We start from the raw sequence: 19,849 nt of genomic DNA, 5'->3' as shown, positions 1-19,849 counted from the left end.
GAATGGGCTGGCCGGCCGTCACAAGAATTTCTTCGGCCGGCGGAAACTATTCAAGGCCATTCGCCACATTGACGGTTTACAGCGCCGCCGCCCTTGTCGTATTCTTGCGCCCATGAACTGCATCCTGTCCGCCCTTCGACGTCGCCGCTCGCCCCTCTCCCAGGGCCTGGCTTAGTTCGAGGACGCGCGTTGTACATGGGTTACCCCCGGGTTGAACCCCAACGCACAGGTAGTTCGAATCACGAAAGCCACGGCCAGTCCGTGGCTTTTTGTTTGCCTGCCGGTTTTGACGGCTTCTTTCCAACCCTCAATGCAGTCCCAGCGCGGAGCCCGTTGCCATGAATTTTTCCGAGTACCCGATCGAGTCGCTGATGTACATCACCAACCGGCCCGAAATCGTTTTCACGCATGGCAAGGGGTCGTGGCTGTACGACAACGAAGGCAAGCGATATCTGGACTTCATCCAGGGCTGGGCCGTGAACAGCCTCGGGCACTGCAACGAGGGCATGATCGAGGCCATGGAGAAGCAGGCTCGCCTGCTCATCAACCCTTCGCCGGCGTTCTACAACGAGCCGATGGCGAAGCTCGCGGGCCTCCTCACCGAGCACAGCTGCTTCGACAAGGTGTTCTTCGCCAACAGCGGCGCGGAAGCCAACGAAGGCGCGATCAAGCTCGCGCGCAAGTGGGGCAGGAAGCATCGCGACGGCGCCTACGAGATCATCACCTTCGACCATAGCTTCCACGGCCGCACGCTCGCGACGATGTCGGCAAGCGGCAAGCCGGGCTGGGACACGATCTACGCACCGCAGGTACCTGGCTTCCCGAAGGCCGATCTCAACGACATCGCCTCGGTCGAAAAGCTCATCACGGGCAAGACCGTCGCCGTGATGCTCGAGCCGATCCAGGGCGAAGGCGGCGTGATTCCGGCCACACGCGAATTCATGCAGGAACTGCGCGCGCTCACGAAGAAGCACGGCATTCTGCTGATCGTCGACGAAGTGCAGAGCGGCTGCGGCCGCGCGGGCACCCTGTTCGCCTACGAGCTTTCGGGCATCGAGCCGGACATCATGACGCTCGGCAAGGGCATCGGCGGCGGCGTGCCGCTCGCGGCGCTGCTTGCGAAGAAGGAAGTCACCGTGTTCGAAGCCGGCGACCAGGGCGGCACGTACAACGGCAATCCGCTGATGACGGCCGTGGGCTATTCGGTGATCTCGCAACTGGTTGCGCCGGGCTTTCTCGAAGGCGTGCGTGCGCGCGGCCAGTATCTGCGCGAGAAACTGCTCGAACTGTCGGCGGAGCGCGGCTTCCAGGGCGAGCGCGGCGAAGGTCTGCTGCGCTCGCTGCTGCTCGGCAAGGACATCGGTCCGGAAATCGTCGAGAAGGCTCGCCTCATGCAGCCCGACGGCCTGCTGCTCAACGCGGCGCGCCCGAACCTGCTGCGCTTCATGCCTGCACTCAACGTGACGAACGAAGAGATCGACCAGATGATGGCGATGCTGCGCACGGTGCTCGATTCGCTGTAAGCGCGTAACGCCGCGGCGCTCGATTCGCCGCATCATGAAAAAAGCCGCATGGACTTCGCGTCCATGCGGCTTTTGTGCGTTTGGCGGTCACGTCGACCGCCATGCTTCACTCATTCGCCGAGGTAAGCCGCGCGCACCTTCGGATCGTCGAGCATCTGCTTCGCCTCGCCTTCCATCGTCACGAGGCCCGAGTCCATCACGTAGCCGCGATTCGCCGCCTGCAGCGCGAGACGCGCGTTCTGCTCCACCAGCAGCACCGTGATGCCCTCGCCCGAGATCGTGCGCACCACTTCGAAGATCTTCTCGACCATGATCGGCGAGAGACCCATCGATGGCTCGTCGAGCAACAAAAGCTTCGGCTTGCTGATGATCGCGCGCGCCATCGCCAGCATCTGCTGCTCCCCGCCCGAGAGCGTGCCTGCGAGCTGCGACGCGCGCTCCTTCAGGCGCGGGAAGAAGCCGAACATGCGGTCGACGTCCTTCTGGATGCCGTCCTTGTCGTTGCGCAGGTACGCGCCCATCTGCATGTTCTCGACGATCGACATGCGCGCGAAGATGCCGCGCCCTTCGGGCACCATCGCGAGGCCGCGCTTGAGCAGCTCGTGCGCCGGCACGCCCTTGATCGACTGGCCCATGTACTCGATGTCGCCCGCCGAATAGGGCTTGAGGCCCGTGATCGCCTTCATGGTGGTGGTCTTGCCGGCGCCGTTCGCGCCGATCAGCGTGACGAGTTCGCCCTGCTGGACCTCCATGTCCACGCCCTTCACAGCCTGAATGCCGCCGTAATTGACCTGCAGGCCCTTGATTTTCAGAACCGGTGTAGCCATCAGTGAACTCCCGCGCCCAGATATGCCTCGATCACCTTCGGGTTCTTCTGCACGTCCTGCGGCAGACCCTCGGCAATCACCTTCCCATAGTCGAGCACTGTCATGCGGTTGCACAGGCCCATCACCAGTTTCACGTCGTGCTCGATCAGCAGGATGGTCTTGCCATCGGCGCGGATCTTGTCGAGCAGGCGCGTGAGTTCGACCTTCTCGGTCGCGTTCATGCCGGCCGCCGGCTCGTCGAGCGCAAGCAGCTTCGGATCGGTCGCGAGCGCGCGCGCGATTTCCAGACGCCGCTGGTGACCGTACGAGAGATTGCGCGAGGTGTAGTCGGCGTACTGCGCAATGCCCACGTATTCGAGCAGTTCCAGCGCACGCTCCTTGATCTCGCGCTCTTCCTTGCGCTCGGCCGGCGTCTGGAACACCGCGCCCAGCAGGCCATGCTTCGTGCGCACGTGGCGGCCCACCATCACGTTTTCCAGCGCGGTCATGCCGCCGAACAGGCGAATGTTCTGGAAGGTGCGCGCGATGCCCGCCTTCGCCACCTGATACACGGCGGTCGGCGTATAGGTGTCGCCGTCGAGCCGGAACTCGCCCGAGTCCGGCGTATAGAGGCCCGTGATCACGTTGAAGAACGTGGTCTTGCCAGCGCCGTTCGGGCCGATCAGGCCGTAGATGGTGCCTGCCTCGATCTGCAGGCCCACATCGGAGAGTGCCTGCAGGCCGCCGAAGCGTTTGTTCACGCCCTTCACCGACAGGCGGATTGGTTTGTCGCTCATAGTCTGTTCTCCGTCCGGTCGTTTATGCGCGCACCGGCTTCTTGCTCGTGCGCTTCGCGATCTTCGCGATCTTGTCTTCGTGCTTCGCGGCAGGCCACAAGCCTTCCGAGCGGTAGAGCATGATGATGACCATCGCGAGGCCGTAGAGCAGCTGGCGAATGACTTCGGTATCGACGATTTCATGGCCGAACAGCATGTGCTGCAGCGGGCCCATGGTCGAGCGCAGGAACTCGGGGAAGATGGCGAGCAGCACCGCGCCGAGAATCACGCCAGGAATATGGCCCATGCCGCCCAGCACCACGCATGCGAGCACCACGACCGACTCCCAGAACGTGAACGATTCCGGCGAGACGAAGCCCTGGAACGCGCCGAACATCGCGCCCGAGAGGCCGCCGAACGACGCGCCCATCGCGAACGCGAGCAGCTTCACGTTACGGGTGTTGATGCCCATGGCCTTCGCGGCGATTTCGTCTTCGCGGATCGCGGCCCATGCGCGGCCGATACGCGAGTGCTGCAAACGCGTACACACCCAGATCACGATCAATGCGCAGAGCACGAACACGTAGTAGTAGCAGTACACCGCCGTAAACGTGAAACCGAACAGCGTGTGCGGCTGCGAGAGATCCATGCCCGCAACGTGCAGCGGCGCGACCCCGGTAATGCCCTGCGGCCCGTTGGTGATGTTCACCGGACGGTCGAGGTTGTTCATGAAGATGCGGACGATTTCCCCGAAGCCGAGGGTCACGATCGCGAGGTAATCGCCGCGCAGACGCAGTGTCGGCGCGCCGAGCAGGACGCCCGCGAGCGCGGCGAGCCCCATCGCCGCCGGCACCACGATCCAGTACGGCGTGTGCATCCCGCCCGGGAACATGTTGGCGATCCAGGCGAATTGCGTGGCGAGGTGCGGTGAAGTCAGCAACGCGGCGGTGTAGGCGCCCACCGCATAGAACGCGATATAGCCCAAGTCCAGCAGGCCGGCGAAGCCGACCACCACGTTCAGGCCCAGCGCGAGCATCACATAGAGCATCGCGAAGTCGAGCACGCGGACCCAGTAGTTACCGCCCGTGGCGCCGACCACGAAGGGCAGCGAGGCCACGACGATGGCGGTCACGATGCCCACCGTGAGCGTTTTCGCGGTGTTCTTTTCAGGGATGAGCGTCGTCGACGGCTCGATCGGTTGAATGGATGTCATGTTGTGTTCCCCCTCTTTATGCGCGGTCCGCGACCCGTTCGCCCAACAGCCCCGACGGACGGAACACGAGCACGACGATCAGCACGACGAACGCGAACACGTCCTGATAGTTACTGCCGAACACGCCGCCCGTGAGGCTGCCGATGTAGCCGGCGCCAAGCTGCTCGATGAGGCCGAGCAGCACGCCGCCCACCATCGCGCCGCCCAGGTTGCCGATGCCGCCCAGCACCGCCGCCGTGAACGCCTTCATGCCCGGGATGAAGCCCATGTAGAAGTGGGCGTTGCCGTATTCGGACGCGATCATCACGCCGGCCAGCGCGGCAAGCGCCGAGCCGATCATGAAGGTGGCCGAAATCACGAAGTTCGGATTCACGCCCATCAGGCTCGCGACGCCGGGGTTCTCGGCGATGGCGCGCATTGCGCGGCCGAGCTTGGTCTTGTGCACGAGCAGCAGGAGGCCCGCCATCACGAGGAACGCCACCACGATGATCACGATCTCGGTGGGCGAGATCACGGCGCCGACACCGGTTTCAGTCGGCTTGATGACATTGATGGGATCGGTCGAGATGAGCTGGGGGAACGCGAGCGGATTGCGGCCCCAGATGATCATTGCGAGCGTCTGCAGCAGAATCGACACGCCGATCGCGGTGATCAGCGGGGCGAGACGTGGCGCGCGGCGCAGCGGCCGGTACGCGACTTTTTCGATGGTGTACCCGACGAACGAGCAGACCACCGCGGCAACTGCGAGCGCGATGATCAGCGTGGGAATGTGCCCGAGGCCCGGGAAGTGGTTCTGCAGCACGTTGATCGCGGAAAGCGCGACCATGGCGCCGACCATGAGCACGTCGCCGTGCGCGAAGTTGATGATGCCCAGAATCCCGTACACCATCGTATAGCCCAGCGCGATGATGGCGTAGATGCTGCCAAGCACCAGCCCGTTCAGGATCTGCTGGATGAAAATATCCATTTAATGCTCCTTTGCCTGTGCGACCGGATTCGCGCTCGTCATCGGCCGGTGGGCGATGTTTTACGGAACCGCAACGACACTCTCGGGTACTGAAGTAAAAGACCGGTAAAGGTTGGCCACGCCCGGTTCGCTTTGCTGCTGTGTTGCAGCGGCAGGCTCGCCGGAAGCGGATGCAAAAACGGCACCGTCGGATGTTTCGGTGCCGTCGGGTTCAACAACTGCCTGTCACATTCGCAGCAACGCTCGCGCCGCGGACCTTGCGGTCAGCCTTGCGTGCGTCGTACGTCATGACTCCCTGCTTCGCCGCAATGATCGAAATTGCGCTCGTGCCCGCTTCGACACTGCGGACGAACCACGTCTGGTGCGTTGCAACCGCAGCCGCCGAAGGCGCGGCAAAAGCAAACTCGACTTGCATTAATCAGGTCTCCTGCGCCTTCCGAAATGCTTGTCTGGAGGGCATCACAAGGACATTCGTCCCCCAGAACGCGCGCATTGTAACGCCAATTATGCGACGGGCAATATTGTTGAACCGACAGGGTTTTCCTGCATTGCAACCTCTTTTTGAAAGAAGAAGGCGTTTATGGTTGCACCTATGGTTGCGCCATATTCCAGTGCATCAGTTGCACCAAAAACCTGCCCCGTATGCATCAAGTGTTGTTGTGACCTCGCGCGAGGCCTTACCAGGTGGGCATTGCCTGAATGGCCGACTGGATTTAAGTGGATATTGATAATTGGCATCGGATTGGTGCATAGAGGGTTCAGACCGTCCCAATCGCCCATAAATCGGGGTCATACCATGGATTTCGGCCTGTCCTCTAGCGAAAACACTAATACGACCAAGCCGAAACAACGAGGTTTACCTCACATTTTTTTTGATAGATCCCTATTTAATACTTTAAGCGACCACAAAAAAAAAGCGCACCGTCGGTGCGCTTTTTCTGAAGCCGGGGGCGAGGCTCGGATATCAGGTCGACTGCCCAAGACCGCGCGGCAGCGGAAATGCAATGCTTTCTTCAATACCCTCGAGCGCGCGCACATTGCGCACGCCCAGTTCGCGCAACCGCTCGATGATCTGCTGCGCGAGCGCCTCGGGCGCCGACGCGCCCGCGGTCAAGCCGATGCGACGCTTGCCCTCGAGCCAGCGCGGATCGATCTGGTCCGGCGCATCCACCATATAGGCGGGGATGCCGCGCTTTTCCGCTACTTCGCGCAGACGGTTCGAATTGGAGCTGTTCGGGCTACCCACCACGATCACCACATCGCACTGCGGCGCCATGAACTTGACCGCATCCTGGCGGTTCTGGGTTGCGTAGCAGATGTCCTGCTTCTTGGGCTCGCGAATATCGGGAAAGCGCCGCTTGAGCGCGGCGATGATATCGGCAGCATCGTCCACGGAGAGCGTGGTCTGCGTGACGAACGCCACGCGCTGCGGATCGCGCAGCGTGAGCGCGTCCACGTCGGCGATATCCTCGACCAGATACATGCCCTCGTGCGCCTGCCCCATGGTGCCTTCGACTTCCGGATGCCCCTTGTGGCCGATCATCACGATGTCGAGGCCTTCGTCGCGCATCTTCGCCACTTCGACGTGCACCTTGGTCACGAGCGGGCAAGTGGCGTCGTAGACGCGCAGGCCGCGCGCCTCGGCGTCGGCGCGCACGGCCTTGGACACGCCGTGAGCGCTGAAGATGACCGTGTTGCCCGGCGGCACTTCGTCGAGCTGCTCGATGAAGATCGCCCCCTTCTTGCGCAGGTCTTCCACCACGTAAGCGTTATGAACGATCTCGTGGCGCACATAGATGGGCGCGCCGTGCAGTTGAATGGCCCGCTCGACGATCTCGATGGCGCGGTCGACACCGGCGCAAAACCCGCGCGGCTGGGCGAGCAGGATTTCTGCGTCGGCGAGTTGGGACGTGTCCGTGGTCATGGGCTTTACAGGATTCCGATGATTTGCACTTCGAACGCAACCGCCTGGCCAGCGAGCGGATGGTTGAAATCGAACAGCGCGGAGCTGTCGTTCACCTCCTTGAGCACGCCAGCGTAGCGGCCGCCGTCGGGGGCATTGAACTCGATGAGGTCGCCGGGGTTGAACGACTCGCCGATCATCGCGTTGTCGCGCAGCGTCTTGAGCGAGATTCGCTGGATCAGATCGGGGTTGCGCTGGCCGAAAGCGACGCCGGGTTCTAGCTGAAAGGTGGAGTGGTGCCCCACTTTCAGACCGATCAGAATGTTCTCCAGCGGCGGCGAAAGCTGCCCGACGCCCAGCAGCAGCGTGGCGGGGCGGTCGGCAAACGTATTGACGATCTCGGTGCCATCGGCAAGCGAAAGCCGGTAGTTCAGCGTGACGTGGGAACCGGGTTTCACCTCGGAGATGTCGATGATGCTCATGCGGTACTCATTTTCGTCTGGTCGCGAGCGCAACGCGTGCGCGCGGAAGGCGCCCTCGAAGGGCCGGTCCGGCCGCCTTCCTGCGGTCGGAAAACTCGTATTGTAAGCCACATGGTTGCCGGACGGCGGCCGCAAACCCCACCCGGCGCGAGGAGATCCTATGTTCGAAATCGCCTGCAACAAGCCGCTTTGGCGCGATAGCACCGCTTCCGGCGCGGGCGGCGCGCCGCCCGCGCTTGTGCGCGACGCGGTGCGAACGCCGCCGGCCGCTTTGATCACGGGCAGCGAGCACACTGCAGCGCAGCGCCGCGCAATGCCGCGCGAGCGCCTGCGCGAATCAGGCCCGGCCGCGCTTTCGGACCTCGAACTGGTCGTGCTCGTGCTGGGCTCGGGGCTGCAAGGCCACAACGTGTTCGACGTGGCCGGATCGCTGCTCGCTCATTTCGGATCGCTGCGCGCCATGCTCGACGCGCAGCGCGAGGAATTCGAAGGTTTGCGCGGCATCGGGCCGGCCAAGGCCTCCAAGCTCGTGGCGGTGCTCGAACTCGCCCGCCGCGCGCTCGCCGAGCAACTGGAAGACAAGCCGTTGATCGATTCACCTGGTGCGGTCGAAGACTATTTGCGCCTGCTGATCGGCGGACGCGGCTACGAAGTGTTCGTGTGCCTGTTTCTCGACGTGCGGCACCGGCTGATCCGCACCGAAGAAAGCACGCGCGGCTCGCTCACGCGCATGGCGGTGTACCCGCGCGAAATCGTGCGGCGCGCCTTGATGCTCAATGCGGCGAGCCTGATCGTCGCGCATAATCACCCGTCGGGCGCGGTGCAGCCGAGCGCGAGCGACCGGCGCCTCACGCGGGTGCTGCGCGAAACCCTCGCGCTCGTGGAAGTGCAGCTCGTGGACCATCTGATTATCGGCACGCAGGAGACGTTTTCGTTTGCCCAGCACGGCCTCGATTGACCCCGCGACTACCCCGCGACGCCCCGGCGACATCCCAGGCAGCTTTCCGCTGCCGGGTGTTGCGCGGCGGCACCGCCCCATTCGCAAATCATGTTTGATTTTCCAGGCGTTTTCCTGCTAGAATTCTGGTTTGCCTATTTCCAACCCTGTTCCGAAGCCCGTCGCGGCATTCCAGGGGAAATACGGCCTGGGTTCGAGGTTGTCTCTCATCCATACGTGAGCGCGCTCTTATTCCGGCCATTTCTCGCCTGGGAAACTTAAGCGGCTCTCGAACTCAGAATTTCCGTAGGAGTGCACTCATGGCACGTGTATGCCAAGTCACTGGGAAAGCGCCGATGAGCGGCAACAACGTTTCCCACGCAAACAACAAAACCAAGCGCCGTTTCCTCCCGAACCTGCAAAACCGCCGTTTCTGGGTTGAAAGCGAAAACCGTTGGGTGCGTCTGCGCATCTCTAACGCAGGCCTGCGCCTGATCGACAAGAACGGCATCGACTCCGTGCTCGCAGACCTGCGCGCACGCGGCGAACTGTAAGGAGTAAATCATGGCCAAGGGCATCCGCGACAAGATCAAGCTCGAATCGACCGCAGGTACGGGTCACTTCTACACGACCACGAAGAACAAGCGCAACATGCCGGAAAAAATGTCGATCAAGAAGTTCGACCCGGTTGTTCGCAAGCACGTCGAGTACAAGGAAACCAAGATCAAGTAATTGATCGGGTTTCGAGCCTGACGAAGACAGAAAAACCCCGCTCATCTGCGGGGTTTTTCTTTTTGCGCCACAAGTGCGGCTTTTCGTCCGCTCCCCTCTCGGAGTATGCTTCCCGCTTTACCGGCCGCCCGCGGGCGCGCCATCTTCAAAAGTCGGCTCCCGCGCAGCTTCAGGCGGCACCAGACAGAGCAGGACAAGAGAGACGGAGAGGCAGGACCATGAATTTCGATGTAGCGATCGTCGGCAGCGGACTGGCGGGACTTAGCGTTGCGCTGAACCTCGCGGATTCGCGCCGCGTGGTGCTGATCGCCAAGCGCGCCATGACCGAGGGCGCAAGCGACCGCGCGCAGGGCGGCATCGCCGCGGTGCTCGATTCGGCCGACAGTGTGGAAAACCACGTGGACGACACGCTCGTCGCCGGAGGCGGCCTGTGCGAGGAAGCCGCCACGCGCTATATCGTCGAGCATGGCCGCGAGGCCATCGAGTGGCTGATCGGCCAGGAAGTGCCGTTCACGAAGGACGCCGCCGCCGAACTCGGCTTCCATCTCACGCGCGAAGGCGGCCATAGCCACCGGCGCATCATCCATGCCGCCGACGCCACCGGCCATGCCGTCGTGCAAACGCTGCTCGAGCGCGCCCGCCAGCACCCGAACATCACGATCCTCGAAGATCACCAGGCGATCGACGTCATCACGTCCGACCGCCTCGGCCTGCCGGGCCGCCGCTGCCACGGACTCTACGCGCTCGATCTGAAGAACGACCGCACGGTGACGATCCAGGCGCCGCACACGGTGCTGGCCACGGGCGGCGCGGGCAAGGTCTACCTCTACACCACCAACCCCGATACGGCCACCGGAGACGGCATCGCCATGGCCTGGCGCGCGGGTTGCAGGGTCGCGAACATGGAGTTCATCCAGTTCCACCCCACTTGCCTGTTCCACCCGCACGCCAAGTCCTTCCTGATTTCCGAGGCCGTGCGCGGCGAAGGCGGCGTGCTGCGCCTGCCCGACGGTACGCGCTTCATGCCCGCGCACGACGCGCGCGCGGAACTCGCGCCGCGCGACATCGTCGCGCGCGCGATCGACTTCGAGATCAAGAAGCACGGCATCGACTGTGTGCACCTGGATATCAGCCATCAGCCGCTGGCCTTCCTCGAAGAGCATTTTCCGACAATCCTCGCGCGCTGCCGCGAGTTCGGCATCGACATTGCGAAAGAGCCCATCCCCGTCGTGCCCGCGGCGCACTACACCTGCGGCGGCGTCGTGACCGACCTGGCCGGCCGCACCGATCTCGCGGGACTCTACGCGGTAGGAGAGACGTCGTACACGGGTCTGCACGGCGCCAACCGGCTCGCCAGCAACTCGCTGCTCGAATGCCTGGTGATCGGCCGCTCGGCTGCCGAGGCGATCGAGGCCGAAGGCTTCAGCGCGGGCGCGCACGCCCCGCTGCCCGACTGGGACGAAAGCCGGGTCTCCGATTCCGACGAGGAAGTCGTAGTCGCCCACAACTGGGACGAGCTGCGCCGCCTCATGTGGAACTATGTGGGTATCGTGCGCACCGACAAGCGCCTCGAGCGCGCGCAGCACCGCATCGCGCTGCTGCGCGACGAGATTCTCGAGTACTACGCGAACTTCCGCGTGACGCGCGATCTGCTGGAGCTGCGCAACCTGGTCGACGTGGCGTCGCTGATCGTCGAAAGCGCGCGCTCTCGCCGCGAGAGCCGCGGCCTGCACTACAGCCGCGACTGGCCGGGCACGCTGCCCAAGGCGCTGCCGACCGTGCTCTCGCCTGAGCGCGTGCGCAATCGCACGGTGTCGTAAAGCAGCGAAGGCTCGGCCGAGCCTTCGGTCCAGCAAAAAGGCCGCCTCTCGCGAGGCGGCCTTTTTCGTTCGGCTCCTGTGAAACGCAGCGCGCTCAGACAATCCGCATCGAATAGTCCGTGGCCCGCACGTCTTTGGTCAGTGCGCCAATCGAGACGCGATCCACGCCCGTTTCCGCGATCGTGCGCACGGTATCGAAGTTCACGCCGCCCGAGACTTCGAGCACCGCGCGCCCCGCCGTGCGCTTGACCGCCTCGCGCATCATTTCGAACGAGAAGTTGTCGAGCAGCACCGACTTCGCGCCATGCGCGAGCGCCGCATCGAGCTGTTCGAGCGTCTCGACTTCGATCTGGATCGGCACGCCGGCATTGAGGGCGATCGCCGCGTCCATCGCGGCGCCGACACCACCGGCCGCCGCGATATGGTTTTCCTTGATCAGGATGCCGTCGTAAAGCGCGAGGCGCTGGTTCGCGCCACCGCCCACGCGCACCGCGTACTTCTGCGCGAGGCGCAGGCCAGGCAGCGTCTTGCGCGTATCGAGAATGCGCGTTTGCGTGTGCGCGATCATGTCGACGTAGCGGCGCGTCACGCTCGCCACGCCCGAGAGCAGTTGCAGGAAGTTCATCGCGTTGCGCTCCGCCGTGAGCAGCGAGCGCGCCGGGCCGCGCAACGAGCAGACGATGCTGTCCGCCGTCATGCGCTCGCCCTCGCGATAGTGCCAGCGCACCTCGATGCGCGGATCGACGCGCTTCACCACGCCGTCGAACCACAGCACGCCGCACAGCACCGCGTCCTCGCGCACGATGATGCGCGCATCGCGCACTTCGTCCGCGGGCACGAGACGGCCCGTCTGGTCGCCCGGTCCGACGTCTTCTTCGAGCGCATCCGCCACATTGCGCGCGATCGCGGCGTCGAACACCGCGCCGTACTGCGCACGGACTTCGTCGAGCACGGGCGCGACGGCGTCCGCTGCGCGCAATTCGCGCGCGCCTTCCTTCAAATTGGTCATTACGCGGCCCCTACCTGCGAGAACAGCGCGGTATCGCGCGCGAGGTCGCCGCTCGCCTGCACGCGGCGCTTATGCTCGGCCGCGAACGCGAGCATGCGGTCGATCGGCAAGCGCGCGCGCTCGCCTAACGACGCATCGACGAAAATCTCATTGTGACCGCGCTCGAGCACGTCGGCGAGATTCGCGAGACCGTTCATGGCCATCCACGGGCAATGCGCGCAACTCTTGCAGGTCGCGCTGTTGCCGGCCGTGGGCGCCTCGATGAAAGTCTTGCCCGGCGCCGCGAGCCGCATCTTGTGCAGGATGCCGAGATCGGTCGCGACGATGAAACGCTGCGCGTCGAGCTTCACCGCGGCGTCGATCAATTGCGTGGTCGAGCCGACCACGTCCGCCAGCGCAACGACGGCCTCAGGCGATTCGGGGTGCACGAGGACCTTGGCATCGGGATATTCGGCGCGCAGCAAATCGAGCTCGATGCCCTTGAACTCGTCATGGACGAGGCACGAGCCCTGCCACAGCAGCATGTCGGCGCCGGTCTTGTTCTGGATGTAGTTGCCCAGATGGCGATCCGGGGCCCAGAGGATCTTCTCGCCCTTCGCGTGCAGATGAGCGACGATCTCGAGGCCGATCGAGGAAGTCACCATCCAGTCCGCGCGAGCCTTCACCGCCGCGCTGGTGTTTGCGTAGACCACCACGGTGCGATCGGGATGCGCGTCGCAGAATGCGGAAAATTCGTCGACCGGGCAGCCGAGGTCGAGCGAGCACGTCGCGTCGAGGTCCGGCATCAGGATGCGCTTGTTGGGACTCAAAATCTTGGCGGTCTCGCCCATGAAGCGCACGCCCGCCACCACGAGCGTCTGCGCCTCGTGATCGCGGCCGAAACGCGCCATTTCGAGCGAATCGGCCACGCAGCCGCCGGTTTCGTCCGCCAGTTCCTGCAATTCAGGATCGACATAATAGTGCGCGACGAGCACCGCTTTTTCGCGCTTGAGCAATGCGCGAATGCGCTCCTTCAATGCAACGCGCTCCGCTGCGCCGGGTGCGTCGGGCACCTTCGCCCACGCCTGTCCGACGCCGCAGACGGCACCCTGCGGCCGGTCGTACTCGACCTTCCTGATTGCCTGACTCATGATCTCCTCTGTCGGCCAGAGTGGGAGCAAAGCGCTCACTCCGGCCCCATGCACTTGTTACGGCCCTGCCAATCGCCGCAGCTCCAGACCGGTGCAAGACACCGGCTTTTTCCGCAGCCCCAAAAGAAAAACCCCGCCAGCGCGGGGTTTTGTGACGTACCTGAATTCTAATGGATTTTTTCGAGACTCACGCAGGGCGCACTGGCCGAAAAAACCAACGAAGAATCAGGCGTAGCGGCGCAGACGCGACGCGAACTCCTGGAGCGCCTTGATACCGCTTTGTTCGGCGCGGTGGCACCAATCCTGAAGCTGCGTGAGCAGTTGCTCGCGCGAGGCGCTCGAGCGCTCCCAGATTGCCGAGAGTTCGTTGCGCAGTTCGATGTACGTGCGCAGCTTCTGGCTATTCGCGAAAATTTGCGGCAATTGACGCTTCTGCGGCTCGTTCAGGCTGGATTCCTCCTTGTCGAACCAGTTGCGCGCGCCGCGCATGAGCTTGTACTTCTCGCGCTCGCCCACTTCCTTCAGGTGCGCGAGTTCCTGGCGATATGCCAGCTTCACGGCCTTTGCGTAACGCGCCATCACTTCATAGCGGTTCGAAAGCACCGCCTGGAGCGTCTCGTGGTCGGCCACGAGCTTGCCCTTGGTGAGGCGCGGCGTAGGCGCGACCTTCTTGACCTTGGCGAGACCCACGGCCTGCATCATGCGGATATACATCCAGCCGATGTCGAACTCATACCACTTGTTCGAGAGCTTCGCGGAGGTCGCAAAGGTGTGGTGGTTGTTATGCAGTTCTTCGCCGCCGATGATGATGCCGATCGGCAGCAGGTTCGTGCTCGCATCCGACGAATTGAAGTTGCGATAGCCCCAGAAGTGGCCAAGGCCGTTCACGACGCCGGCGGCCCAGAACGGGATCCAGGCCATCTGCACGGCCCACACCGTAAGGCCGACCACGCCGAACAGCGCGACGTCGATCACCATCATGATGCTCACGCCGAGGATCGGGAAGCGCGTGTAGACGTTGCGCTCCATCCAGTCATTGGGCGTGCCGTGGCTGAAGCGGCGCAGCGTTTCTTCGTTCTTTGCTTCGGCGCGATAGAGCTCGGCGCCTTCGAGCAACACCTTCCAGAGGCCGCGCGTTTGCGGGCTGTGCGGATCTTCTTCGGTCTCGCACTTGGCGTGGTGCTTGCGATGGATGGCGGCCCACTGCCCCGTGAGCATGCCCGTGGTCATCCACAGCCAGAAACGGAAGAAGTGGCTGGCGATGGGATGCAGGTCGAGCGCGCGGTGCGCCTGGCAGCGGTGCAGATACACCGTCACGCCAATGATCGTGATGTGGGTGACCACAGCCACGAACAGCAGGATCTGCCACCACGAGAAATGCAGTATCCCGTGGGCAAGGAAATCAAGCAGGGAATTCAACAAGGTTTTTACCCGCGAAACGAAGCGCACCGGCCTTTCAGGCCTGCGCCGATGTCAAGAAAATGAAAGCGACCAGGAGGGGTTGGACGGCATTCTACTAGAACCATCCCAAGTGTTTGTAACAAATAGAGATTTTTTTCCCAAATGGCCGCGACGTCAATCTCTGGACACACATTTGAGGCTGTTTGCCACACCTGCCCGAGACTTTCCCGAGCCTTCGAACCCCATTTCACCGTTCGCGGCCGCATCGACAGGATCGCAGCTACGCCTTAACGTGACCTTAAGTGACCTCAGTGACCTCAAGTGGCCAGGGCGACGCTCCCCGGCGCTGGCATCGGCTGACCGACAAGCCGCACGTCGCGCTGCGCCGGCGGGACGGTGATCCCATTTTCACCGAATAGCCGCCACACGTTGCGATTCACGTCCGAACGCACGCCGGTCGTGCCGGTCGCCGCATCCTCGATCCAGAACGCCAGTTCCAGCAGCGCCCCGTCGCTTCCGAACTCGACCAGGTAGGCTGCCGGCAAGGGGTCGGCGCAGACCCGATGGACGTTCCGCCCGGCACGCGCGAGCAATTGCAGCGCCAGTTCCAGGTTCGATGTGTACGCCACCCGGACGGACAATTTCGCATAGCCCCGCGTCAAATAGGACGAGTGATTCTGCACCACGTCGGTAATCAGCTTTTCGTTGGGGATCAGCGTCTCGATGCCGTCGAGGCTGCGCACGACCGTGTAACGGCGGCGAATCTGCGTGACCCGGCCCTGAATTCCACCCACGCTGATGGTGTCGCCAATACGCAACGACCGGTCCGCCAGCACAATGAAGCCCGATACATAGTTGCTGGCGATTTTCTGCAATCCGAAGCCAAGGCCCACGCCGAGCGCCCCGCTGAATACGCCCAGCACCGTCAGGTCGATGCCGACCATCGACAGGCTCATCACGATCGCCGTCAGTACGAATACGCCGCGCCCGATGCGAACCGAAAACACCTTCAGATTCGCGTCGAGCTTCGGCGAGCGCATGATGCGATCCTCGAAGGCGATCCCGATCCACAGCGCCAGAACGAGCAGCACGCTCACCGAAAGCATGGCCTGCGCGACCGCCAGCAACGTGAAATGCGTCTGGCCGATCGCGATCCGCACGTTGGACGACCAGCGCAGGACGTCGTCGTCGAGGCCCAGCACGCGCAGCAGCACGCCGATCCACACGACGATGGTTGTGATGCCTTCGCTCACGACGAGCAGCCTGCGCGTGCGCCGGTCGCGTCCGAACACCCGCCGCAAGAGAAAGAAAGCCAGATAGATCAGGCCGATGCCGACTACGGGAACCAGTGCGATATCGAGCAGCGCAGTCGACATGAAGTGCCGTGCGATTTGCCGGACCGGCACGATCAACGCGGCTGCGCACAGCCAGAAAAAGGCCCGGTAAAGGCTTTCCATTCCAAAGCGCCGCCCGGGTCGCGGCCCTTGCGCACGCCGCTGGAATAACCGCCGCGTCAGCCAGGCAAGCGTCCAGGCAACCACGAGCAAGCCAGCAAGGATCAGCAGCTGCCAGCGCGTTTGCGGCAGCACGAAGAGCGAGACTGCGCGATTGATCAGTGACGAAAAGCTACTGTTCATGCGGTGCGGCAACGTGCAAAAGAGGCGCTGATCGTAACCGCTCGACGCTGCGCGTCGCTACGCATGCCGCTCAAGAAAAGCCGCAAAAAGCGCCCGAAATGACGCGGGGCCGTCCAGCTCCACCGGACGGCCCCGCGCGAACCACCACTACCGTTTGCTTACTTCAGCGCCGCGTCGGGCTCGTCGGCCTCCGACTGCTGCGCCTTCGCGATAGCGTCGGCGGCTTCGGTCACGGCGGCAGCCTCGTCCGGCGTCGTGGCGGCGCCAGCCTGCTTCGTCTTCGACGGCGCTTCGCCGCGACGCTCCAGCACGGCTGCAAAGAAGCCGTCCGTCGCGTGGCGGTGCGGCCACATCGAGAGAAATTCGCCGGTGTCGAGGCCCACGCGCTGGTCCGCGAGCACGTCGCGCGCGCTTACCAGCACGAAGTCGGGATGGGCTTCGAGGAACTGCTTCACGACCGCTTCGTTCTCGGCTTCGAGAATGCTGCAGGTTGCGTAGACGAGGCGGCCGCCGCGCTTGAGCAGGCGCGCCGCGCTCGTGAGAATCGAAAGCTGCTTGGGCGCGAGCTCGGCGATCGACTCCGGCGACTGGCGCCACTTGAGGTCGGGGTTGCGACGCAGCGTGCCGAGGCCCGAGCACGGCGCATCCACGAGCACGCGGTCGATCTTGCCGATGAGACGCTTGATCTTGGCGTCGTGCTCGCTATCGATCAGCACCGGATTCACGTTCGACAGACCGCTGCGCGCAAGGCGCGGCTTGAGCTTCGCGAGGCGCCGCTCGGAAATGTCGAACGCATAGAGGCGGCCCGTGGAGCGCATCATCGCGCCCAGCGCCAGCGTCTTGCCGCCCGCACCCGCGCAAAAGTCCACCACCATCTCGCCACGGCGCGGCGCCACGAGCGAGCACAGCAGCTGGCTGCCCTCGTCCTGTACCTCGAACCAGCCTTCCTTGAACGCGTCGAGCTTCGCGAGCGCGGGCTTGCCCGTCACGCGCACGCCGAATGGCGCAAACGGCGTCTCGCCGGCTTCGATGCTGGCCGCGGCCAGCGCTTTCAGCAGCTCGTCACGGTTCGCCTTGATGGGGTTCGCGCGCAGATCGAGCGGCGCCGGGTAATTCAATGCGGCCGCCAGTTGCGCGAGCTCGGCCGCGTCGAAGCGCGTTTCCAGCGCCTTCATGATCCACTCGGGCAAATTGAGCTGCACGCGCTGCGGCAGGCTTGCCGGATCGATCTTCGCGACGTGCTCGAGCCAGCTTGCCTCTGCGTCGGACACGAACGGGCGGATCGCCGAGCGCCCGGCCGTCGCCATCAGACCGAGCAGCGTGAGACGCCGCGTCGGACTGCCCGTGCCGCTCTCGGCCAGATGCGCGAACTCCATGCGCCGGCGCAGCACCGCGAACACCGCCTCGGCGATCACGCCGCGCTCGGCATGGCCGAGCTTCGGGTGCTCGCGGAAGAAGCGGCTCGTCACCGCGTCGGCGGGACCCGTGAACTTGAGCACGTCGGCCAGCAACGTCTCGGTCTGTCCGATCAAGAAACCATGCAATCTCATGCGCCCTCCCCGGCGTGTGTTGATGCGCCTGCTTTTACCGCTTGTGCGCCTGTTTTTGCGTTTTCTTCCACGCTGGCTTCATCAACGAAGAGCCACTGTGCTTCGGGCGGCGTGAGCGTCACGCGCTCGCCATCGAGCGCGAGGCGCCCTTCGACGAACCAGCGCACCGCACGCGGATAAATCACGTGCTCGGTCGCGAGCACGCGCGCGGCGAGCGCCGCGGCGTCGTCGCCCGTGCGCACGGGCACGGCCGATTGCATCACGATCGGGCCATGATCGAGCGTAGGCGTGACGAAATGGACCGTGGCGCCATGCACGCGGCAGCCCGCCTCGATCGCCTTCTCATGCGTCTTCAAGCCCGGAAAGCTCGGCAGCAGCGAGGGATGAATATTAAGCATGCGACCCGAATAACGCTGCACGAAGCCCTCGGTCAGCACGCGCATGAAGCCCGCGAGCACGACGAGGTCCGGCGCGTGGTTGTCGATGGCCTGGGCAAGCGCCGTGTCGAACGAGGCGCGGTCGGGATACTGGCGGTGGTCGACGACCCCCGTGGCAATGCCGTGCGACGCAGCGAACGCAAGGCCCGCGGCGTCGGGGCGGTTGGCAATCACGGCGGCGATGCGCGCCGGCCAGGCTTCGTTTGCGCACGCGCGCACGATAGCCTCCATGTTGCTGCCCCGCCCGGAAATCAGGATGACGAGATTTTTCATCCGCGGATTTTATCATCGGGGCGGGCATCCGACGCTCGCGCGGCGGCGATTGTCGCCCCGTGCGTTTATAATCTCCTGTTTAGTCGCGGCCATGGCCGCATCACCGGTATTGATCGGCGCGCATGGCCCGCGCGCACTTTTCCAGGTTCCCTCAGGTTCCTCCAGGTTCCGCTATCGTGAGAGTCTTCCGCGGTCTTCCCAACGCCGAAAGTCGCGCGCCCTGCGCGCTTACCATCGGCAACTTCGACGGTGTCCACCGCGGACATCAAGCGTTGCTCGCGCGCGTGCGCGAAGCCGCCAACGCACGCGGCCTGCCCGTCTGCGTGATGACCTTCGAGCCGCATCCGCGCGAATTCTTCAATCCGGCCAGCGCCCCGCCGCGCATCGCCATGCTGCGCGACAAGCTCGAGGCGCTGCGCGAGAACGGCGTGGACCGCGTCGTGGTCGAGCATTTCAACCATACATTCGCGAGCCAGTCGCCCGAGACGTTCGTCGAGCGCATCATCGTCGGCGGCCTGCACGCGCGCTGGATGATGATCGGCGACGACTTCCGCTACGGCGCAAAGCGCGCGGGCGATTTCGCCTCGCTGCAAGCCGCGGGCACGCAGCACGGCTTCGAAGTCGAGCAGATGGCCACCGTGGCCGACCCCTCGGGCGTGCGGATCTCCAGCTCGGCCGTGCGCGCCCAGCTCGCGGCAGGCGACCTGGACGCCGCGCGCGCTTCGCTCGGCTGCGGCTACGCGATCAGCGGGCACGTTACGCATGGCCTGAAGCTCGGCCGCGATCTCGGCTTTCCCACGCTGAACCTGCCGATCGGCCATAAGCGCCCGGCGCTCAAGGGCATCTTCGTCGTGCAGGTGCATGGCATCGCCGACGATCCGCTGCCCGGCGTCGCGAGCCTCGGCGTGCGCCCGACGGTCGACGACTCGGGCCGCGTGCTGCTGGAAGTGCATCTGCTCGACTGGCACGGCAACGCCTACGGCAAGCTCGTGCGCGTCGAGTTTCTCAAGAAGCTGCGCGACGAGGAGAAGTTCGCCGACCTCGAATCGCTCACTGCCGCGATTGCGCGCGACGTGGCGAACACCCGCGCCTGGTTCGCCGCCGCGGGCACTGACGTAACCGGCAGCCGTTCCACCGGCTTCGCGACCTCGGCCACTGACCGAATTAGGTAAGCCGCGGCCCGCGCGCGCGTCTCGTCCTTTGCGTCCGGCAAGGCGAGACAAGGGCGCTCGGGCCGCTCCGCCCCACGGCGC

Annotated in this window: 20 protein-coding genes; 6 read left to right on the top strand and 14 right to left on the bottom strand. The window is 64.1% G+C overall.

What is annotated here, in order from left to right; translation table 11 throughout:
* Positions 1–338 precede the first annotated feature (338 nt).
* Positions 339–1,523, top strand: coding sequence for an acetylornithine transaminase (locus tag NH14_RS13855; RefSeq protein ID WP_035522193.1), 1,185 nt, complete (start codon positions 339–341; stop codon positions 1,521–1,523).
* A 110-nt stretch (positions 1,524–1,633) separates the two neighbouring features.
* On the opposite strand, the gene NH14_RS13850 is transcribed toward NH14_RS13855, so the two are convergent.
* The 8 genes from NH14_RS13850 to NH14_RS13815 all read right to left on the bottom strand — a co-directional run bounded on the left by NH14_RS13850 (position 1,634) and on the right by NH14_RS13815 (position 7,670).
* Positions 1,634–2,350, bottom strand: coding sequence for an ABC transporter ATP-binding protein (locus tag NH14_RS13850; RefSeq protein WP_035522191.1), 717 nt, complete (start codon positions 2,348–2,350; stop codon positions 1,634–1,636).
* A complete protein-coding gene (locus tag NH14_RS13845) occupies positions 2,350–3,126 on the bottom strand; it encodes an ABC transporter ATP-binding protein (protein WP_035522189.1) in 777 nt (258 codons plus the stop codon). The genes NH14_RS13850 and NH14_RS13845 overlap by 1 nt, the downstream gene beginning before the upstream one ends.
* Before the next feature lie 22 nt (positions 3,127–3,148).
* On the bottom strand, positions 3,149–4,318 hold the full coding sequence (locus NH14_RS13840) for an ABC transporter permease subunit (RefSeq protein ID WP_035522186.1): 1,170 nt from the start codon (positions 4,316–4,318) through the stop codon (positions 3,149–3,151).
* A gap of 16 nt (positions 4,319–4,334) precedes the next feature.
* Entirely contained in the window at positions 4,335–5,285 is a 951-nt protein-coding gene (locus NH14_RS13835) for a branched-chain amino acid ABC transporter permease (protein WP_035522183.1), read from the bottom strand.
* A gap of 211 nt (positions 5,286–5,496) precedes the next feature.
* Positions 5,497–5,700, bottom strand: a complete 204-nt coding sequence (locus tag NH14_RS13830; protein ID WP_035522181.1) for a hypothetical protein — start codon at positions 5,698–5,700, stop codon at positions 5,497–5,499.
* Positions 5,701–5,789: 89 nt separating this feature from the next.
* On the bottom strand, positions 5,790–6,065 hold the full coding sequence (locus tag NH14_RS13825; protein WP_152617070.1) for a hypothetical protein: 276 nt from the start codon (positions 6,063–6,065) through the stop codon (positions 5,790–5,792).
* Positions 6,066–6,249: 184 nt separating this feature from the next.
* Positions 6,250–7,209: a 4-hydroxy-3-methylbut-2-enyl diphosphate reductase gene (ispH, locus tag NH14_RS13820; protein WP_035522179.1), complete on the bottom strand. Its 960-nt coding sequence runs from the start codon at positions 7,207–7,209 to the stop codon at positions 6,250–6,252.
* Positions 7,210–7,214: 5 nt separating this feature from the next.
* A complete protein-coding gene (locus NH14_RS13815; RefSeq protein ID WP_035522176.1) occupies positions 7,215–7,670 on the bottom strand; it encodes an FKBP-type peptidyl-prolyl cis-trans isomerase in 456 nt (151 codons plus the stop codon).
* A gap of 160 nt (positions 7,671–7,830) precedes the next feature.
* Between NH14_RS13815 and radC the strand changes: the two genes are divergently transcribed.
* The 4 genes from radC (at position 7,831) to nadB (ending at position 11,159) form a co-directional block, all read left to right on the top strand.
* Positions 7,831–8,628, top strand: coding sequence for a RadC family protein (gene radC / locus NH14_RS13810; protein WP_084225081.1), 798 nt, complete (start codon positions 7,831–7,833; stop codon positions 8,626–8,628).
* Between the two features lie 299 nt (positions 8,629–8,927).
* Positions 8,928–9,161, top strand: a complete 234-nt coding sequence (rpmB, locus tag NH14_RS13805; protein WP_027794135.1) for a 50S ribosomal protein L28 — start codon at positions 8,928–8,930, stop codon at positions 9,159–9,161.
* Positions 9,162–9,171: 10 nt separating this feature from the next.
* Positions 9,172–9,339: a 50S ribosomal protein L33 gene (rpmG, locus tag NH14_RS13800; protein ID WP_027817504.1), complete on the top strand. Its 168-nt coding sequence runs from the start codon at positions 9,172–9,174 to the stop codon at positions 9,337–9,339.
* A 218-nt stretch (positions 9,340–9,557) separates the two neighbouring features.
* Entirely contained in the window at positions 9,558–11,159 is a 1,602-nt protein-coding gene (gene nadB, locus NH14_RS13795; protein WP_035522174.1) for an L-aspartate oxidase, read from the top strand.
* A gap of 94 nt (positions 11,160–11,253) precedes the next feature.
* On the opposite strand, the gene nadC is transcribed toward nadB, so the two are convergent.
* From nadC to purN, 6 genes are all read right to left on the bottom strand, one after another.
* A complete protein-coding gene (nadC, locus tag NH14_RS13790; protein WP_052147820.1) occupies positions 11,254–12,168 on the bottom strand; it encodes a carboxylating nicotinate-nucleotide diphosphorylase in 915 nt (304 codons plus the stop codon).
* The gene (nadA, locus tag NH14_RS13785; RefSeq protein WP_035522171.1) at positions 12,168–13,298 is read right to left on the bottom strand and encodes a quinolinate synthase NadA; all 1,131 of its coding nucleotides are present in this window, start codon (positions 13,296–13,298) and stop codon (positions 12,168–12,170) included. Before nadA ends, nadC begins: the two co-directional genes overlap by 1 nt.
* Before the next feature lie 225 nt (positions 13,299–13,523).
* Positions 13,524–14,720, bottom strand: coding sequence for a DesA family fatty acid desaturase (locus NH14_RS13780; protein ID WP_035522936.1), 1,197 nt, complete (start codon positions 14,718–14,720; stop codon positions 13,524–13,526).
* 296 nt (positions 14,721–15,016) lie between these two features.
* Positions 15,017–16,288: a mechanosensitive ion channel family protein gene (locus NH14_RS13775; RefSeq protein ID WP_244143463.1), complete on the bottom strand. Its 1,272-nt coding sequence runs from the start codon at positions 16,286–16,288 to the stop codon at positions 15,017–15,019.
* Between the two features lie 206 nt (positions 16,289–16,494).
* Complete coding sequence (locus NH14_RS13770) at positions 16,495–17,886, bottom strand: RsmB/NOP family class I SAM-dependent RNA methyltransferase (RefSeq protein WP_084225079.1); 1,392 nt, start codon at positions 17,884–17,886, stop codon at positions 16,495–16,497.
* Positions 17,883–18,596, bottom strand: a complete 714-nt coding sequence (purN, locus tag NH14_RS13765; protein ID WP_052147818.1) for a phosphoribosylglycinamide formyltransferase — start codon at positions 18,594–18,596, stop codon at positions 17,883–17,885. Before purN ends, NH14_RS13770 begins: the two co-directional genes overlap by 4 nt.
* A 176-nt stretch (positions 18,597–18,772) precedes the next feature.
* Here purN and NH14_RS13760 point away from each other — a divergent pair, with 176 nt between their 5' ends.
* The gene (locus tag NH14_RS13760) at positions 18,773–19,768 is read left to right on the top strand and encodes a bifunctional riboflavin kinase/FAD synthetase (RefSeq protein WP_035522168.1); all 996 of its coding nucleotides are present in this window, start codon (positions 18,773–18,775) and stop codon (positions 19,766–19,768) included.
* Positions 19,769–19,849: the final 81 nt, after the last annotated feature.

The organism is Paraburkholderia sacchari (assembly GCF_000785435.2).
Classification (GTDB): Bacteria; Pseudomonadota; Gammaproteobacteria; order Burkholderiales; family Burkholderiaceae; genus Paraburkholderia; species Paraburkholderia sacchari.
This window is presented reverse-complemented; position numbering and strand designations above follow the sequence as displayed.

What these genes read in the sequence shown, in the direction of transcription:
- NH14_RS13855 (WP_035522193.1), top strand. Translation starts at nt 339, where the DNA reads ATGAATTTTTCCGAGTACCCGATCGAGTCGCTGATGTACATCACCAAC.
- radC (WP_084225081.1), top strand. Translation starts at nt 7,831, where the DNA reads ATGTTCGAAATCGCCTGCAACAAGCCGCTTTGGCGCGATAGCACCGCT.
- nadA (WP_035522171.1), bottom strand. Translation starts at nt 13,298, where the DNA reads ATGAGTCAGGCAATCAGGAAGGTCGAGTACGACCGGCCGCAGGGTGCC.
- NH14_RS13830 (WP_035522181.1), bottom strand. Translation starts at nt 5,700, where the DNA reads ATGCAAGTCGAGTTTGCTTTTGCCGCGCCTTCGGCGGCTGCGGTTGCA.
- NH14_RS13825 (WP_152617070.1), bottom strand. Translation starts at nt 6,065, where the DNA reads ATGGGCGATTGGGACGGTCTGAACCCTCTATGCACCAATCCGATGCCA.
- nadC (WP_052147820.1), bottom strand. Translation starts at nt 12,168, where the DNA reads ATGACCAATTTGAAGGAAGGCGCGCGCGAATTGCGCGCAGCGGACGCC.
- rpmG (WP_027817504.1), top strand. Translation starts at nt 9,172, where the DNA reads ATGGCCAAGGGCATCCGCGACAAGATCAAGCTCGAATCGACCGCAGGT.
- NH14_RS13840 (WP_035522186.1), bottom strand. Translation starts at nt 4,318, where the DNA reads ATGACATCCATTCAACCGATCGAGCCGTCGACGACGCTCATCCCTGAA.
- NH14_RS13835 (WP_035522183.1), bottom strand. Translation starts at nt 5,285, where the DNA reads ATGGATATTTTCATCCAGCAGATCCTGAACGGGCTGGTGCTTGGCAGC.
- rpmB (WP_027794135.1), top strand. Translation starts at nt 8,928, where the DNA reads ATGGCACGTGTATGCCAAGTCACTGGGAAAGCGCCGATGAGCGGCAAC.
- NH14_RS13770 (WP_084225079.1), bottom strand. Translation starts at nt 17,886, where the DNA reads ATGAGATTGCATGGTTTCTTGATCGGACAGACCGAGACGTTGCTGGCC.
- purN (WP_052147818.1), bottom strand. Translation starts at nt 18,596, where the DNA reads ATGAAAAATCTCGTCATCCTGATTTCCGGGCGGGGCAGCAACATGGAG.
- NH14_RS13850 (WP_035522191.1), bottom strand. Translation starts at nt 2,350, where the DNA reads ATGGCTACACCGGTTCTGAAAATCAAGGGCCTGCAGGTCAATTACGGC.
- nadB (WP_035522174.1), top strand. Translation starts at nt 9,558, where the DNA reads ATGAATTTCGATGTAGCGATCGTCGGCAGCGGACTGGCGGGACTTAGC.
- NH14_RS13845 (WP_035522189.1), bottom strand. Translation starts at nt 3,126, where the DNA reads ATGAGCGACAAACCAATCCGCCTGTCGGTGAAGGGCGTGAACAAACGC.
- NH14_RS13815 (WP_035522176.1), bottom strand. Translation starts at nt 7,670, where the DNA reads ATGAGCATCATCGACATCTCCGAGGTGAAACCCGGTTCCCACGTCACG.
- ispH (WP_035522179.1), bottom strand. Translation starts at nt 7,209, where the DNA reads ATGACCACGGACACGTCCCAACTCGCCGACGCAGAAATCCTGCTCGCC.